The 16,155-nt window shown below is 72.8% G+C and carries 14 protein-coding genes and 1 pseudogene; 6 read left to right on the forward strand and 9 right to left on the reverse strand.

The window, feature by feature from the left end; genetic code table 11:
- The first annotated feature begins 350 nt into the window (after nt 1-350).
- The gene (locus ABT048_RS19685) at nt 351-1,922 is read left to right on the forward strand and encodes a PP2C family protein-serine/threonine phosphatase (protein WP_350522687.1); all 1,572 of its coding nucleotides are present in this window, start codon (nt 351-353) and stop codon (nt 1,920-1,922) included.
- A gap of 140 nt (nt 1,923-2,062) precedes the next feature.
- Here the strand turns inward: ABT048_RS19685 and ABT048_RS19690 are convergent, their stop codons facing one another.
- Together ABT048_RS19690 and ABT048_RS19695 are read right to left on the reverse strand one after the other, a co-directional pair.
- Nucleotides 2,063-2,791 carry a YcnI family protein gene (locus ABT048_RS19690; RefSeq protein WP_350522688.1) on the reverse strand — a complete coding sequence of 243 codons (729 nt, stop codon included), beginning with the start codon at nt 2,789-2,791 and terminating at the stop codon, nt 2,063-2,065.
- Nucleotides 2,792-2,943: 152 nt separating this feature from the next.
- Nucleotides 2,944-3,651, reverse strand: a complete 708-nt coding sequence (locus tag ABT048_RS19695) for a hypothetical protein (protein ID WP_350522689.1) — start codon at nt 3,649-3,651, stop codon at nt 2,944-2,946.
- Nucleotides 3,652-3,951: 300 nt separating this feature from the next.
- Between ABT048_RS19695 and ABT048_RS19700 the strand changes: the two genes are divergently transcribed.
- On the forward strand, nt 3,952-4,182 hold the full coding sequence (locus ABT048_RS19700) for a hypothetical protein (RefSeq protein WP_350522690.1): 231 nt from the start codon (nt 3,952-3,954) through the stop codon (nt 4,180-4,182).
- A gap of 219 nt (nt 4,183-4,401) precedes the next feature.
- Entirely contained in the window at nt 4,402-5,466 is a 1,065-nt protein-coding gene (gene tsaD, locus ABT048_RS19705) for a tRNA (adenosine(37)-N6)-threonylcarbamoyltransferase complex transferase subunit TsaD (RefSeq protein WP_402803022.1), read from the forward strand.
- Between the two features lie 82 nt (nt 5,467-5,548).
- Here the strand turns inward: tsaD and ABT048_RS19710 are convergent, their stop codons facing one another.
- Both ABT048_RS19710 and ABT048_RS19715 read right to left on the reverse strand, forming a co-directional pair.
- Nucleotides 5,549-6,235, reverse strand: coding sequence for a response regulator (locus tag ABT048_RS19710; RefSeq protein ID WP_350522691.1), 687 nt, complete (start codon nt 6,233-6,235; stop codon nt 5,549-5,551).
- Nucleotides 6,232-7,437 carry a sensor histidine kinase gene (locus tag ABT048_RS19715; protein ID WP_350522692.1) on the reverse strand — a complete coding sequence of 402 codons (1,206 nt, stop codon included), beginning with the start codon at nt 7,435-7,437 and terminating at the stop codon, nt 6,232-6,234. The genes ABT048_RS19710 and ABT048_RS19715 overlap by 4 nt, the downstream gene beginning before the upstream one ends.
- A 146-nt stretch (nt 7,438-7,583) precedes the next feature.
- Here ABT048_RS19715 and ABT048_RS19720 point away from each other — a divergent pair, with 146 nt between their 5' ends.
- Together ABT048_RS19720 and ABT048_RS19725 are read left to right on the forward strand one after the other, a co-directional pair.
- On the forward strand, nt 7,584-8,327 hold the full coding sequence (locus ABT048_RS19720; protein WP_350522747.1) for an ABC transporter ATP-binding protein: 744 nt from the start codon (nt 7,584-7,586) through the stop codon (nt 8,325-8,327).
- Between the two features lie 145 nt (nt 8,328-8,472).
- Entirely contained in the window at nt 8,473-10,818 is a 2,346-nt protein-coding gene (locus tag ABT048_RS19725) for an ABC transporter permease (RefSeq protein WP_350522693.1), read from the forward strand.
- A 242-nt stretch (nt 10,819-11,060) separates the two neighbouring features.
- Here the strand turns inward: ABT048_RS19725 and ABT048_RS19730 are convergent, their stop codons facing one another.
- Nucleotides 11,061-11,831 carry a methyltransferase domain-containing protein gene (locus tag ABT048_RS19730; RefSeq protein WP_350522694.1) on the reverse strand — a complete coding sequence of 257 codons (771 nt, stop codon included), beginning with the start codon at nt 11,829-11,831 and terminating at the stop codon, nt 11,061-11,063.
- A 7-nt stretch (nt 11,832-11,838) separates the two neighbouring features.
- Nucleotides 11,839-12,393 carry a hypothetical protein gene (locus tag ABT048_RS19735; RefSeq protein WP_350522695.1) on the reverse strand — a complete coding sequence of 185 codons (555 nt, stop codon included), beginning with the start codon at nt 12,391-12,393 and terminating at the stop codon, nt 11,839-11,841.
- 80 nt (nt 12,394-12,473) lie between these two features.
- Here ABT048_RS19735 and ABT048_RS19740 point away from each other — a divergent pair, with 80 nt between their 5' ends.
- Nucleotides 12,474-13,247 (forward strand): class I SAM-dependent methyltransferase, encoded by a 774-nt coding sequence (locus ABT048_RS19740; RefSeq protein WP_350522696.1) that lies wholly within the window; start codon nt 12,474-12,476, stop codon nt 13,245-13,247.
- A gap of 298 nt (nt 13,248-13,545) precedes the next feature.
- Here the strand turns inward: ABT048_RS19740 and ABT048_RS19750 are convergent, their stop codons facing one another.
- From ABT048_RS19750 to ABT048_RS19760, 3 genes and pseudogenes are all read right to left on the reverse strand, one after another.
- Nucleotides 13,546-14,763 carry a glycosyltransferase gene (locus tag ABT048_RS19750; protein ID WP_350522697.1) on the reverse strand — a complete coding sequence of 406 codons (1,218 nt, stop codon included), beginning with the start codon at nt 14,761-14,763 and terminating at the stop codon, nt 13,546-13,548.
- A complete protein-coding gene (locus ABT048_RS19755; RefSeq protein WP_350522698.1) occupies nt 14,760-15,599 on the reverse strand; it encodes a MerR family transcriptional regulator in 840 nt (279 codons plus the stop codon). Before ABT048_RS19755 ends, ABT048_RS19750 begins: the two co-directional genes overlap by 4 nt.
- Before the next feature lie 123 nt (nt 15,600-15,722).
- Nucleotides 15,723-15,956 (reverse strand): annotated as a pseudogene (locus ABT048_RS19760) (DUF6745 domain-containing protein); the annotation flags it as partial.
- Between the last annotated feature and the right edge of the window lie 199 nt (nt 15,957-16,155).

A 16,155-nucleotide genomic window follows, 5' to 3' on the forward strand; every position in this document is an offset into this window, starting at 1 on the left:
GCGTTCAGTACGGGAGTGGACGGCCCGAGGGCGTCCGCAGATCGAGCGGCGGTTGCGGACGCTGTGGCGCAGGGCGCTTCTTCACCGTGATCGCGGTCATCTCCGTCACCTCCTCGAACCGGAGGACCCAACCGACGTGTGCCCAACCGACGGGAGTTCTACCGGATCCGGCACACTCAGCCCAGGCACGTACCGGACGGCCTCCGCCTCCGGGGACTCGGCCGGTGCCCGAAGGCGCTCGTCGCCTTCCACCCTGCCCGGGCGGCATCGCCGTCGATGCACGAACGGAGCCCCGGGAGCACCTTCCCGGACGAGGGCTGCCGACTGCCGTGGCGTGGCATGCTCGTAGCATGACGGACCGATCGGTGGTGCCGGGGCCGGGCGGAGGCCCGACGGCGGGGAGCGACCCGGCGGTCGCGGTGGTCCGGCAGGTCCTGGCGGGCCTTCCCGGTTCGGTGGTCTTCCTCCGGCCGGAGTTCGGGTCACAGGGCGAAGCGACGGACTTCCGGTTCGTGGCCACCTCACCCGAGGCGGTCGACATCGGCGGACGCCGGGGCCCGGACCTGTTGGGACTGAGCGTCCTCCGGACGTACCCCGGCGTGGCCGGCAGCGACCTGTGGCAGGGCTACCTGAGAGCGTTGAAGGCCGGGGTCGGCTACGAGGGGGAGCTGGAGTACGAGGCGGTCGCCGCCGGTGTCCCGCACCGGTCCCGGTACAGCGTGCGGGCCGTACCGTGCCACGACGGGCTGATCGTCTCCTGGGACCGTCTGGACAGCAGCGAACGCGAACAGCGCCGACTGGCCCTCATGCAGCACCTCGGCCGCATGGGCTGGGTGGACCGGGACCTGGTCCACGGCGAGATCACCTGGTCGGAGGAGGTGTACTCGATCTTCGACCGGGACCGGTCGCTGGGCCCGATGACCCTGGAGGACCTGTCCGTCCACGCCGAACCAGAAGACCGTCCGGCCCTGGACGGAGCGGTCGAGGCCCTGCTGAAGACCGGCGAGCCGCTCGACCACACCTTCCGGATCAGCCTGCCCCGGAAGGTGACGCGGCACGTACGGATAGTCGCCGGGACCGAGAACGACGCACAGGGACATCCCGTCCGCGTCCACGGGTTCTTCCAGGACCTCACCGCCGCCAAGCGCGCCGAACAGCAGTTGCTGGAGCACCAGCAGACCGCTCTCGCCCAGCAGAGCCTGCTGACCGCCGAACGCGACCTGGCCGCCCGTCTCCAGAACACCCTGCTGCCGGTGCCCCAGCAGGTTCTGCACCTGGCCGACCTCACCGTGGACATCGCCTACCAGCCCGTCCAGGAAGGCCTCAACCTCGGCGGCGACTGGTACAGCGCCATCGAACTGCCCGACGGCAGCTCCCTGTTCGTCGTCGGCGACGTCGCCGGCCACGGACTGGACGCCGTGGCCGCCATGGCCCTGCTGCGCTTCACCGCCAAAGGCATGGCCATCACCGGCACGCCCCTGCCGACCGTCCTCGACGGCCTGAACACGCTGCTGCTGCACACCACCGAGCGGACCTGCGACACGGCCACCATGATCATGGCCGTGTACCAGCCCGCCACCTCCCGACTGACCTGGGTGCGGGCCGGCCACCCGCCACCCCTGCTGCTGCGCCGGGGCGAGGCGCGCTTCCTGCCGCCCCCCGCGGGCATCCTGCTCGGCGCGACCACCACGCCCCGCTACGCGGCGGCCACCCTTGACCTGCTCCCCGGGGACCACCTGCTCCTCTACACGGACGGCCTGGTCGAAAGGCCGAACGAGCCCATCGACGAGGGCCTGGCCCGCCTGGCCCGAACCGCCGCGGCCCACGCCGACACCCCGCGCTTCCTGGACGGACTCGTACGGGCACTCGTCGCCCCGGAGGCCCGCCGCGACGACATCTGCGCCCTGCACATCAGCCGCTGACCGCTCCGGACCACGGCGGGACCGGCCCGGGGTCGGGCCTTGCGCGGGTCGGGCCTTGCGCGGGTAGCCGCATGGTTCCGTCCGCGATCTGACGGCCCCTCCCGGGTGGGCGCCGGGTTCGGCGCCCACCCGGGGTGGTGTCAGGACTGCGGGGTGTTGCGGCGGCGCAGGCTCAGCACGCCGAAGGCGGTGCCGGCCACACCGACGACGATGCCCACGACGCCCAGCGTGCGGGCGGTGGTGTCGGACGAGGAGGAGCCGGCGGCGGCCGCGGGTGCCGCCGTCGGAGCGGCCGCCGGGTGGTCGCCGTCGCCGTCTGCGGTGGCCTTGGTGAGGGTCAGCGCCGGGGCCGGGTGCTGGGGCTCGGGCTGGCCGGCCACGGTCTCGTCGATCCAGCGCACCACGTTGCCGTCGTCGTAGGTCTGCAGGGCCTTGAAGACGATCTTGTCGGTGTCGGTGGGCAGCGGGCCGAGCGAGACCCGGAAGTCCTGGAACTGCCCGGGCGCGATCTTCGTCCCGGCGTCCGCGGTCCAGGTGACCTTGGAGACGGCTTCGGTGATCTCGTCCCCGTCGTCGGTCTTGATCGGGTTGGCCAGCTTGGTCTTCTCGGCCGTGGCGGTCCAGCCGGGGATCGGCTCGGTCGCCACCGATGCCACCGGGTGGTCGGCGGGCAGGGTGACCTCCAGCTTGGTGGTGGAGGCGGTGTCGCTCTCGTCGGGCACCCGGAAGGCGACGGCGGTGTAGCCGCCCTTGGGGGCGGTGCCGGGCTGTACGGTCACGTGCGCGAACGCGGGGGCCGCGGTTGCCAGCACGGTCGCGGTGGCGAATGCAGCCGCGGCCACGGTGCGTCGGGTGGCGATGGAACGCATGGGTGGGTCTCTCCGTCCGGGAGATGGGCACGGCGTGGACCGGTGCGGCGGTATGCCGCCGACCGGGAGCGTGCCGGGGGGGTGGGATGGTGCTCGGTCGGCGCACGCCGGACCGGCGGCAAGGCCCGAGCGGCCCTCCGTCGATCGTTCGGCTACGCGCCCACCATCCGCGGAGGCCCCCGGAGGACGCGGCTGTAGCGCAGGGCCACCGGAGCGGCCGACACGTCGTCGGCGCACGGCACCGGGCCTGTCGACACGACGGCCCGCAGCTGCACGGGCTCGACCCGCCCCGCCAGGCGGGCCAGCGTGTCGGAGCACCGCCGCCGCCAGTCGCGGGCCGACTCCGGCAGAGCCCTCGCCAGGTCCAGCAGACGCCACAGCGTGACCTCGACGCGGTGCAGCAACCACCCCGTCGCGAGCGCGGCACACCCGTGCGCGGCGAGCATCGCGGGCGAGTGCCCCAGCATCGCCGTGTGCGCCGACGCGTGCATCGCGCCGCCGCCGGTCATCGTCGCCGGGTGGTGGAGGTGGACGTGCCCGCCCGAACCGGCGGCCGGCTTCAACCGACCACGCAGACGCGCCCACGGGTCGGACCGGAACAGCAGGTGCAGGCCCAGCTGCCCCGTTGCGAACGCCCCCGTGATCGTGGGACACGACCGTTGCCGCCCGGCCCCGGCCGCACCGATCAGCGCCGTGAGTGCCCAGCCCAGAACCAGCGATCCCGTGCCCGGGCGGCCACCCGCCGCCGTGTGCGCCGCGGCGGCGAGCGCGACGCTCACCGTGGCCAGCACGACCGCCCGCACCAGCCGGACGTCGACGGCGGCGGCGCGGGAGCTCGGGGTGCGGGGCTGGGCGGTCATGGCCGGCCCATCATGACAGCCCCACGGGCCGGGCCGGGCGCGGACCGTGGATCCGGCGCCCTTCGGCCGCCACCCGCGCCGCAGTGCGGCCCGCCCCGGCCCGGGAACAGGTCCGGTGGAGCACGGAGTCCGGCACATGAGCCCGACACATCACCCACGTCATCCGTCTGCGCGGGAACTTCCGCCCCGTCGCATCCGACTACCGGTCCGACGCCTGCCCGCGAGCCGGTCACCGGCACTCGTCGACCGGCGGGCACGACAGGCCGGCTCACGGCCGGCCAGGAGAGGAGAGCAGCAACCATGCGAAACCCCGACCTCCCGATCGCCACGTTCTGCGGCAACTGCAACTGCGGCTGCCCGCAGCTGTTCCTCGACAGCGACGCCCCCGCGGACAAGCGGGTGCGCATCACCGACGACTTCGGCCAGCAGATCCAGATGAGCCTCGAACAGTTCGCCGACCTGCTCGCCCAGGCGAAGTCCGGGGCGCTCGACGACGCCACGGCGACGGCGACGGCGACGGCGACGGCCTGACAGACCGCCGTCGGGGCCGCCCGGCACCGTGCTTCCGCGCTGCCGGGCGGCCCATGGCCCACCCATCCGCCGGGGCTGCCACTCCGGACGGCTGACGGGCGGGCCACCCCGACCCCCGACCCCGGCGTCCGCGACGGGACGGGACGCCGACGGCACCATCGAGCTTCTGTTGCACATAGCATGCAGTTGCACAATCACTGCAACAAGGAGCTGCACATGGTGGGATCGCCGGTGGTCCTGGGGATCGAGTCGTCCTGCGACGAGACCGGTGCCGGTCTGGTGCGCGACGGCGTGCTGCTGGGCCACGCGGTGGCGTCGTCCATGGACGAGCACGCCCGCTACGGCGGAGTGGTGCCGGAGATCGCCGCCCGCGCGCACGTCCACGCCATGGCGCCCGTCGTCCAGGAGGCGCTGGACCACGCCGGGCTCACCCTGGCCGACGTCGGCGCCGTCGCCGTCACCGCCGGCCCGGGCCTGTCCGGGGCCCTGCAGGTCGGCGTGGCCGCCGCCAAGGGCTACGCCTTCACCCTCGGCGTCCCGCTCTACGGCGTCCACCACCTGGCCGGGCACGTCGCCGCCGCCACCCTGGACGGCGGGCCGCTGCCCGACCCCTGCATCGTCCTGATCGTCTCCGGCGGCCACACCTCGCTGCTGCTCGTACGCGACCTCGCCCGCGACCCGATCGTCCACCTCGGCGACACCCTGGACGACGCCGCCGGCGAGTGCTTCGACAAGGTCGCCCGCATCCTCCACCTGCCCTACCCCGGCGGGCCCGCCATCGACCGCGCCGCCCGCGACGGCGACCCCCGCTCGGTACGCCTGCCGCGCCCGCTCAGCGGACCGAACGACCCCCCGTACGCCTTCTCCTTCTCCGGCCTCAAGACCGCCGCCGCCCGCTGGGTCGAGGCCCGACGCGCCGCCGGCACCGAACCCCACGTGCCCGACGCGGCCGCCGCCCTCCAGGAAGCGATCGCCGACACCCTCACCCGCAAGGCCGTCCGCGCCTGCACCGACCACGGCATCGACACCCTCGTCGTGGTCGGCGGCGTCGCGGCCAACTCCCGCATCCGCGCCCTCACCGAACAGCGCTGCGCGGCCGCCGGAATCACCCTGCGGGTGCCGGCGCTGCGCCTGTGCACCGACAACGGCGCGATGATCGCCGCCATCGGCGACCTGCTGGTGCGTGCCGGCGCCGAACCCGCCCCGATGAACCTGTCCGTCGATCCCTCCGCCCCGCTGGAGTACGCCTCCCTCACCCCACTCGCCGTCACCCGCGCCGCATGACGCCCGCCGAGCTCCGCCGCGTCCTCGACCCCGGAAGCGGGCTGCCGAACTCGTGGTCGGCGATCGTTCGTCTCACCCTGCCCTACCGCCGACCCGGCGTGAGTCCGTTCTCGTAGGCGATGATCGCCAGGTGGACGCGGTCCCGGGCTTCGAGCTTGGCGAACAGCCGCGCGACATGGGTCTTCGCCGTCGCCGCGCTGATCACCAGCTTCTCGGCGATCTCGGTGTTCGACAGTCCCTGTCCGACCAGGGCCAGCACCTCGCGCTCCCGGTCGGTGATCCCCGCGATGAGACGTGCGTCTGCGGCGGGCTCGGGGGCCGGTGCGGGGGCCGCGGGGGTGGCGGAGGTTCCGGCGAAGTCGGCGATCAGCCGTCGGGTGACGCTCGGCGCGATCAACGCGTCGCCGGCCGCCACCACCCGGATCGCGTCCAGGATCGCGTCCAGGGCCATGCTCTTGAGCAGGAATCCGCTGGCGCCGGCGCGCAGAGCGCCGTAGACGTACTCGTCGTCGTCGAAGGTCGTCAGCACCAGCACCTTGGGCGGGTCCGGCTCGGCGGTCGCCTGCCGGGTCGCCTCGATCCCGTCCATGCCCGGCATCCGGATGTCCATCACCACGACGTCCGGCCGCAGTTCACGCGCCAGGCGCACCGCCTCGCGGCCGTCGCCGGCCTCGCCGACCACCTCCAGGTCGGTGGTGCCGCCGATCAGGATCCCGAGCCCGACCAGCATCAGCGGCTGGTCATCGACCAGCAGTACCCGCACGCTCATGCCGGGATCCTCGCCGTCACCCGGAATCCGCCCTCCGGACGCCGGCCCGCGCTGAACTGGCCGGACAGCAGCGACACCCGCTCGCGCATGCCGAGCAGGCCGAAGCCGCTCCCGCCGGCCGCCGCCGGGTGCCTGCGGCCGGGCCCGCCGGGACCGTCGTCCCCGTCGTCCACCACCTCGATCGTCACTCCCTCCGGCTCGTATCCGACCGCGACCCGGCACGTCCGCGCCCCGGAGTGCCGCACCACGTTCGTCACCGACTCCTGGATGATCCGGAACGCCGACAGTTCGATCTCCGGCGGCAGCAGTCGCTGCTCGCCCCGCCAGGCCACGTCGACCCGCACCCCGGCGTCGGCCGTGCGTTCGGCGAGCCGCGGGATGTCGGCCAGGCTGCTGGCCGGCGCCAGCGGGGCGGCTTCCGGCATGGCGTCGTCCGGCTCGGCGCGGCGCAGCGCCCCGAGCATGCGCTGCAGTTCGAGCAACGTCTGGCGGCTGGTGGTCTCGATGCCGGTCAGCGCCTGCCGCGTCTGCTCGGGCTTGGTGTCCACGACCCGCGCCGCCGCTCCCGACAGCACCGTGATGATCCCGATGCTGTGCGCGACGCTGTCGTGCAGTTCGCGGGCGATCCGCAGCCGCTCGGTGACGACGGCGCGGGCCGCCCTCTGCTCGTGCAGGGCGCCAAGGTATTCGCGGCGTTTGCGATGCACCCCCCCGAAGACCCACGCGACCGCGAACCACAACGCGAACTGCCCGGCCCACTGGACCGCGTCGCCGAGGGTCTCCCCGGGGTAGACGTCGATGTTCTCGACGAACGCGGCCGCGACGGCCGCGACGGAGCCGACGGCGGCAGCCTTCGGCCGCCGGACGGCGAGGTGCCCGCCCAGGACGACGAGCAGGACGAACACGATCCAGGGCCGCATGCCGAAGAGGGCGCCGAGGACCGATTCGCCCAGGATCGTCGCGAAGACCGCCGCGGGCAGACGGCGCATCAGCAGAACCGGAAGGGCGAGCACGACGCACAGACCCACCAGCTGGAAGGGCCCGAGGCCGGGAAGCCGGAACAGGCCGTTGTGGTCCCGGACCTGAGCGATCGACCAGCAGAGCATCACCGCGTAGAAGCAGGCGGTGGCCAGCACCACGGCCCGGTCCGTCAGCCAGGTCATGCGCTTCGATGTCGAGAGGCGCTGGAGAAGCTCTTCCATACGGAGATCGTATTCAGCGGCGTCGGCTCCACGCGTCGCCCCGGGGATGTACGCGGGGTACACCGCCGGGTCGACGGCCCTGGGGAACGGTGACATCCACCGGCCGACGCGACGGATCACGCCCTGTTCGTAGGTTCGTGGACATGATGAATGCACCGATGATCGACGTCCGCGAGGCGACGAAGAAATACGACGACGGCCCGCCCGCACTGGCCGGTGTGACCTTGTCCGTGGCGTCCGGTGACTGTGTGGCGATCCTCGGCCATTCCGGCAGTGGGAAGTCCACGCTGCTGAACCTGATCGCCGGTTTGGACAAGCCCTCCAGCGGCAGCGTCACCGTCGACGGCACGCGCGTCGATCAGCTTGGTGAGGCCGGATCGGCGAAGTACCGCCGGGCCTCGATCGGCATGATCTTCCAGTTCTTCAATCTGCTCGACGATCTGACCGTGTTGGACAACGTCATGGTTCCGGCGCAGCTGGCCGGGATGGGCAAGGGGGAGGCGAAGCGCCGGGCCGTCGAGCTGCTCGGCTCGCTGGGTATCGATCGGCACGTCAAGGCCTATCCGCAGCGGCTGTCCGGTGGTGAGCGGCAGCGGGTGGCGGTGGCCAGGGCCCTGATGAACAAGCCGGCGTTGCTGCTGGCTGACGAGCCCACCGGCGCGCTGGATTCGAGCTCGGTCGAGGACGTGCGTCAGCTGCTGCTGGAGCTGAACGCCGAGGGCCAGACCATCCTGCTGGTGACCCACGACGTGCAGCTGGCCGCCACCACCGCGCACCGCACCATCGAGTTGGTGGACGGCGCGGTCGCGCGGGACGTCGTCAACAGTGGCAGCGGTGCCGGCCCGGCCGCCCACACGCGGCTGACCCGTCCGGCAGGAGCGGTCGGATGACGCCGCGCAAGCCGCCGATGCCCCGGCGCCTCTTCGAGGCCGGATTCCACTCCACAGCCCGCATGCTGCCGGCGGTGAGCCGGTGAGCGCCCTCGGCAAGGTCGTACGCTCCGGCGTGGGCCGGCGTCGGGTCCAGTCCCTCGTCATGACTTTGACGACGGTCACCGCGGTGATGTCATCCGTGCTCTCCCTCGGCCTGCTGACCGCCGTGCAGGCCCCGTTCGAGCACGCTTTCAACACCCGGCACGGAGCGCACCTCGCGGTCCAGTTCGACGGTTCGAAGGTCACGGCCGCGCAGACCACCGCCACCGCCCACGCCGCCGGTGTCACCGAGGTGGCCGGGCCGTACCCGATCGCCGCCGCGTTGGACACGACCGTCGGCACCGACTGCCCCGACACCGAATGGGCCGGTCACGACAACCATCCGATCACCGTCACCACCCGGCCCGACCTGGGCAGCACCTCCGGGATGGACCAGCTGGTGCTGACCCAGGGGCGCTGGCCGACCGGCCCGGGCGAGATCGCCCTCCCGGAGAACAACTATGCCGACGCCTGCTTCGGCTCCTCGGTGGTGTTCTCCTCCCTGTCGGGCACACCGTCGTTCAAGGTCGTCGGCTTCGCCGGCTCGGTGACCGACAGCGCGACCGGCTTCGCCACCGCCGACGGTTTCGCCCGGCTGACCGCTGCCGGGGCCAAAACCGACGAGCAGATGCTCTACCGGTTCGCCGAGGCCGGGACCGACGCCGACATCGCCGCCGACAAGCAGGCGGTGGCCGCCGCCGTGCCGGCCGGCGCGGTCGAGAACGGACAGTCGTATCTGACCGCGGAACAGCAGGCGACCGGCAACGCGAAGGCCTTCGTGCCGTTCCTGATCGCCTTCGGGATCCTCGGGCTGGTCCTGTCAGTGCTGATCATCGCGATCGTGGTCAGCGGCGCGGTGGCCTCGGGAATCCGGCGCATCGGGATTCTGAAGTCGTTGGGCTTCACCCCTTCGCAGGTGGCCCGCGCCTACACCGCGCAGGCCATGATCCCGGCGACACTCGGCGTGGTCCTCGGCACGGTCTTCGGCAATCTCCTGGCTGTGCCGATCCTGGGCCAGGCCAGCAAGCAGCTCGGCGCGGCCGGTGCCACGATTCCGTCGTGGGTCAGCGCCGTGGTGTCGCTGGGCACCTTGCTCGTCGTCGGCGTCACGGCTTCGATCCCGGCGTTGCGGGCCGGCCGGATGCCGGCGGTGCAGGCTCTGGTGGTCGGCCGCACCCCGAAGGCCCGGAGCGGTCGGACTGCGCAGCGCCTGGCCTCGCGACTGCCGCTGCCCCGGGCCGTGTCGCTGGGGCTGGCCCAGCCCTTCGCCCGGCCGGCCCGGGCCGTACTGCTCGGCGCGGCGGTGCTGCTCGGCACGGTCAGCGTCACCTTCGCGGTGGGGCTGGGGACCGCGTTCACCAAGTACCAGGACACTTCCATGAGCTCGGGCTTCAACGCCGCGTCGATGCTCGTGATCCCCACAGCCGACGTGGGCGCGCCGTGGGGTCTCTACGGCCCCAACGACCCGCGCCACGCGAACCTGGATGCCCCAAAGGTGGCCGCCGCGCTCGCCGAGGTCCCGGGCACGAAGGCCGCGTTCGGCTGGGGCGACAGCGGCGCGACCATGCTCGGCGCGCCGATCGGCGGCGAACCGCCGGTCGTGTACACGGTCAGCGGCGACTTCTCCTGGACGAACATGGAGCTGGTGTCCGGCCACTGGTACTCGGCGCCCGGCGAGGCCGTGGTCGGTGACAAGCTGGCCTCGGCCGTGGGGATCCACGTCGGTGACGACGTCACCGTGGTGCAGCAGAACAAGCAACTGTCACTGAAGGTCGTCGGCATCTCCTTCGACACCCACGGAACCGACTACACGGCCATGACGGACGCGGCCACCTTCACCGCCGCAGGACTGACCCCGCACATCGACCAGTTCAACGTCGAGCTGGCCCCGAACGTCAACCGAACGGACTGGTCCGCCTCAGCCACCGCCGCGCTGACCCCGCTGAACGCCTCGGTCCGGCCGAGCTCGACCGACAAGAACCTCGTGGTGATCATCATGGACGCCCTGGTGGCGATGTTCACGCTGATGTTGACCGCGGTCGCCGCGCTCGGGGTGCTGAGCATGGTCGCGCAGGACACCCGGGAGCGGGTCCACGACCTGGGGATCTTCAAGGCCCTCGGGATGACACCCAAGCAGACCCTCGCGATGGTCCTGACCTCGGTGACACTCACCGGCTTGATCGCCGGACTCATCGGACTGCCGCTCGGGGTCGCGCTGGAGAAGGCGACACAGACCCCGATGAGCAACGCGATCGGCCGTCACCTGCCACCGAACGTGACCCACGTCTACACCCCCGGGCTGCTCCTTCCGCTGCTGGCCGCCGGGGTCGTGATCGCCCTGCTCGGGGCACTGCTGCCGGCCGGCCGGGCGGCACTGTCCCGGACCGCCACCGCGCTGCGGACCGAGTAGGACCGAGCAGAGCCGAGCAGAGTCGAGCAGAGCCGCCGGTCGCCGCAGCAGAAGCGGTGCCGGGCACTGCACGGCGCGGCCAGAACGCCGATGCCGACCTCCCCCGGTCATACCCCCGGGAGGTCGGCATTCCGGTGTTCCTCCCTCAACACAATCCTGACCGGCCATCAGAGAGGTCAGCAAAAGGTCAGCAAGGATACGAGCAAACCCTGCCCGACAAGCACAGGCGTGAGACTCGATGTCTACTTGCGTGCCTCGATCAGGAAGCGGGCCGAGTGGGCGACGAACGGGCCCTCGGAGCGGATCTGCTGGTCCAGTTCGCGCAGCCGGTCCCGGTAGGCGTCGACGGTGAAGCCCGGAACCATCCAGATCACCTTGCGCAGGAAGTACACCACCGCGCCGATGTCGCGGAACTCCATCCGCAGCCGCTCGGAGCGCAGATCGACCACGTCCAGCCCGGCGGCGCGGGCCTCCTCGCTCTCGACCTCGGGGCGGCGGCCCTCGCGCGCCTCCGGCTGCGGCCCGAGGAAGTACTCGACCAGCTCGAAGACGGACGCCGGGCCCACGTGCTGGGCGAAGTAGCTGCCGCCGGGCCGCAGCACCCGGGCGATCTCCGTCCACCAGGCCCGTACGGGGTGGCGGCTGGTGACCAGGTCGAAGGCCTCGTCGGCGAAGGGCAGCGGAGGCTCGTCCTGGTCCGCGACCACCACCGCGGCCAGCGGGTGCAGGAGTCGCGTGGCGCGAGCGACGTTCGGCGGCCAGGACTCGGTCGCGGCGAGGACGGGCGGGAGCCAACCCTTCGGCTCGGCGAGCCGCAGGGCACCGGCCAGCACCTCGCCGCCACCGGTCTGGATGTCCAGCGCAGCCGTCACCGCGCCCAGCCGCTCGGACAGCAGCCGCTGGTAGCCCCACGAGGGGCGTTCCTCGGTGGCCCGGCCGTCCAGCCAGGAGAAGTCCCAGCCGTCCACGGAGACGGCCTCGGCCTCGGCGATCAGCTCTTCGAAGGTGCGCATGCACGCATCATCCCGGCGTGTGCCCCGCAGGGCCACCGGATTCCGCGCCGGGCGTGTGCCGAAGTACCAGCTCAACCCGCATCTGCAGGCTCCCGGCAGCGATCAGCCCGGTCACCGGCTCCGAGCCTCCGCCGTCCGCCTCGAAGGCCACCAGCACACCCGGTGGCTCGCCGCACTGCCACTCGACCGCCTGCCGCTCCTCGGGCGTGGCAACGCGGAACACCGGGTCGTGGAAGTCCGCCGGGCAGCGGACGTACAGCGGATCGGCGAAGACCAGTTCCAGGCCGTGATGGTAGGACAGGTCGTACCCGGCGGCCAGGCGCAGCTCACCCGGGCGCCAGGAGAAGACGTCCCAGTCCCACCAGGAACCCTCGGGCAGTTCGACCGGCTGCTCCTCCGGGGCCGGTGCGGGACACGCTCCCGGTTGGGGCTCCGGTTGGGGCTCCGGTTCGGGTGCTGTTTCGGGTGCTGTTTCGGCTCGTAGCCCGGCTTCCGGTTCGGCTTGTAGCCCGGCTCGCGGCCCGGCTCGCTGCGCGGTCGCCCGCTGCTGCCCCGGATCCATCCGGTCCCCCTTCTCGCCTTGGCCGTGGCGTCGTCGAAAACCGGTGTCCCGCACCGGCTTTCCTCCGCAACGATGGTGGCATGACCAGCTCTCCCATCGGGCGTTTCTACGACGGCTTCGCTGCCGACTACGACCTCCTCTACGCCGACTGGGACGCCTCCGTGGCCCGCCAGGGCGCCGCGCTGGACGCTCTGATCCGGGACCGCCTCGGCGACCGCGCCGCCGAGGTGCTGGACTGCGCCTGCGGCATCGGCACCCAGGCGATCGGGCTCGCCGGGCTCGGGCACCGGGTCACCGGCACGGACCTCAGCCCGGTGGCCGCCGGACGCGCCGCCGCCGAGGCCGCCCGGCGCGGGCTCGACCTTCCCACCGCGGCCGCCGACATGCGGCAACTCCCCTTCCCGGACGGCCGATTCGACGTCGTCGTCTGCGCCGACAACGCGCTGCCCCACCTGCTCACCCCCGAGGACGTCCTGGCGGCGCTCGGCGAGATGCGCCGTGTTCTGCGTCCGGGCGGCCTGCTCCTGCTCACCACCCGACCGTACGACGAACTGCGCCGCAGCCGCCCGTCCTCCACTCCGCCGCAGACCGCCGAGCGGGAGGGGCGGAGGTCCGTCGTCTTCCAGCTCTGGCAGTGGCACGAGGACGGCGAGCGGTACGACCTGGAGCTGTTCCAGCTGCTGCGCGACGACACCGCGCAGTGGCGGGTCGACGTCCGCCGCGCCACCTACTGGGCCCTCACCCGGACGCAGTCGAGCGGCTTCGCCACGGAGGCCGGCTTCACCGGGGCCACCTGGAAGGAGCCCGCCGACACCGGGTTCTTCCAGCCCGTCCTCATCGCGCGGAGGCCCTGAGCGTCGCCCGGAGGCCTGAGCGTTGCCCGGCATCCCCGCCGGGCAACGCCGCTGCCGGCTCACACCGCGGGTCGCGCCCCGCCGGGACGACGAGCCACCAGGGGGTGCCACTCGTGCCCGCACCCCGTGGCGCAGAACCGTTCCCGGCGTCGCGCATCGGCCTGAGCCCGGCCAGCCGGACGGCTTCCAACGCGTCATCTGTGGTGGCAAGGGACGCCGCCACCGCTCGGGGCTGAGGCTCACCGTTCCGTTGGCTCCCCCCTCTCTCCTCCCCTCGACGCCGCCGCGGCTCGCTCCGCTACGACGTCCACGTCGCCACCACCTCCCCGACCCGCGCGGAACCGTCCTCCCGCGCCATCGCACGAGCCGCCGCCTCGGCCCGGGTGCGCAGGGTCCGCTCCTCGACGGCCCGGCGTATGGCCTCCGCCAGCCCGTCGGCGGTCAGATCGGCGAACCGGACCGGCGCGGAGGCAGCGCCGACCCGGACGAGCCGCTCGGCCCAGAACGGCTGGTCCGCCATCACCGGGACAGGAACGCTCGGGACCCCGGCGCGGAGGGCCGCGGCTGCGGTACCGGCTCCGGCGTGGTGCACGACGGCGGCCATGCGGGGGAAGAGGTGGGCGTGCGGCATCTCGCCGACGCTCAGCACGTCGTCCCCCTCCCCTGCTGTTCCGGCCCAGCCCGCCTGCAGGACTCCCCGGGCTCCCGCCCGCCGCAGCGCGTCCACCGCGAGCGCGCCCAGCCGCTCGCCCTGCCCCGCCGCCATGCTGCCGAACCCGATGAACACCGGCGGCGGACCCGCCCGGAGGAAGTCCTCGACCTCGGGCGGGAGCCGGTAGTCCGCTGCGACGTGCGGCCACCAGTTGCCGACCACCTGCAACCCCTTCCGCCAGTCGGCCGGGCGGGGCACGAGCGTGGGACTGAACCCGTGCAACACCGGCCAGTTCACCCGTTCCACGGCCCGTCGCCGGGCGCCCTGGGAGACCGCCGGGAGGCCCAACCGCTCCCGCAGCCGGCGTGCGGCCCCGGTGTGCAGGCGGTCGACGACCCGTTGGCCGAGCGCGCCCGCGGCCCGGTTGCCCCACCCGCCCAGCGAGCGGCCTCCGCCGACGACCGGCGGGAACTCCCGCGTCGGCAGCGCGGGTTGGAGGTAGACGCCGAGGCTCGGTACGTCCATCGCCTCGGCGAGGTGCCAGCCCAGCGGTGCGGTGGTGGTGCTGAGCAGCAGCAGGTCGGCACCGGGCGCAGCCGCGTCGGCGAGCCCGTCACCGAGCCGGTCGATGAACGCGGCCGCTCGCGCAAACAGTTCGGAGCTGCCGCCCCGGGGACCGGCGGACGCGCCGCGCGGGTCGACCGGGAGCGGACGGAAGTCCAGGCCGCTGTCGACCGCCGACTCGCGGAAGGTCTCCGGCGCGGCGAGCGCGACGTGGTGCCCCTCGCCGCGCAGGTGCGCCCCGAGTCCGGTGTAGGGCGCGACGTCACCGTGCGAGCCGGCCGCCATCACGAGGATCCTCATCGCGTCACCTCCGGGTCGGTCGCGGTCGCGGGGGCGTTCGCCGAGTTCGCCGTCGCGGGGGCGTTCGCGCTGTGCCGGTCGGCGTTGCGGCCGATGGCCGTGCGGAGGTAGCCCGCCAGTCCCGGGCGTTGCTCGGCTGCCGGTACGACGAGTGCGAAGGCGCGGGCGTCCGCCTCGTAGTCGTCGGCGATCCGGCAGTGCATCTCGGGCGGGCAGGGCGTGAACCACCGGGTGATGTGCCGCCGGTGTTCCTCGGCGAGGTCCAGCACCACCCCGTGGTCGGCCGGCAGGCCGTCGTCGAAGGCGGCCAGCAGCCGGCCGCGCCACTCGGCGGCCTCCGTCATCAGTTGCCGCCAGTCCTCCTTCGAGTGGGTGGCGGCGCGGGCCAGGGCTTCCCGGTGGCTCTCCCGTTCGCCCCACTTGAGGTGGGCGTCGGCGGCGTAGCTGAGGTCGAAGACGACGTCGCCGAAGACCTCGAAGCGTTCCTCCGGGCCGAGTTCGACCCCGGTGCGCCGGACCTCGATGGCCCGCTCGGCGACGTCGACCAGTTTCTGCAGCCGGGTGATCTGCTCGGTGAGGGCCTGTCGCCGGGCCAGCAGGTGGTCCAGGGCGTTGGCCTGCGGGTCCGCCAGGATGTCGCCGATCTCGTCGAGCGGGAAGCCGAGTTCCCGGTAGAAGAGGATCTGCTGCAGCCTGGCGAGGTCGGCGCCGTTGTAGAGCCGGTAGCCGGCCGGGCTGCGTTCGCTGGGCGACAGCAGCCCGGAGCGGTCGTAGTAGTGCAGGGTCCGAATGGTGACCCCGGCGAATCCGGAGACCTGTCCCACCGACCAGCTCATGCGTCCTCCCGTACCGTCCGTGCATCCGTGCGTTCGCTGCGGCCCCACCATGCGGCCTGACGTGGGGTGAGGGTCAACACGCGCAGCTCGGCGGCCTGCTCCGGGGCCGGGAAGCGGGCCCGGTCAGGTCTCGCGCTGCGGGTGGTAGGCGGTCTCGGGTATGCCGAAGGTCCAGGCGACCCCGGCGCGGGCGGTGCGGGTGCTCGGGGGGACGCGGAGCCAGTAGGTGCGGTGGGTGCCGTCCGGCTCGGGGGTGGAGTTGACCACCTCGACCATCACGACCGGTTCGTCGTCGGGCAGGACGATCCGCCAGAGCACGCCGGTCTCGTCACGGTGGATGGGCTGTACGAGCTGTTCGGCACGGGCGTCCTGGAGCGCGTGCCGCACGAGTGGCCGCGGCGCAGGTCATAAATCGGTTGCGAACCGGCCACGCTGCGTGAAAGCGTACGAACAACCGCATACGACCAGCATGTTCAGGAAGGAGGCCCGACATGATCAGCGGCATACGACCGGAGGCCGTGCCGGGCCCCGTGCCCGGAGGCAGCCCGGCTCGGTC

Origin of the sequence: Kitasatospora sp. NPDC096140 (genome assembly GCF_040303045.1) — a bacterium.
GTDB lineage: Bacteria > Actinomycetota > Actinomycetes > Streptomycetales > Streptomycetaceae > Kitasatospora.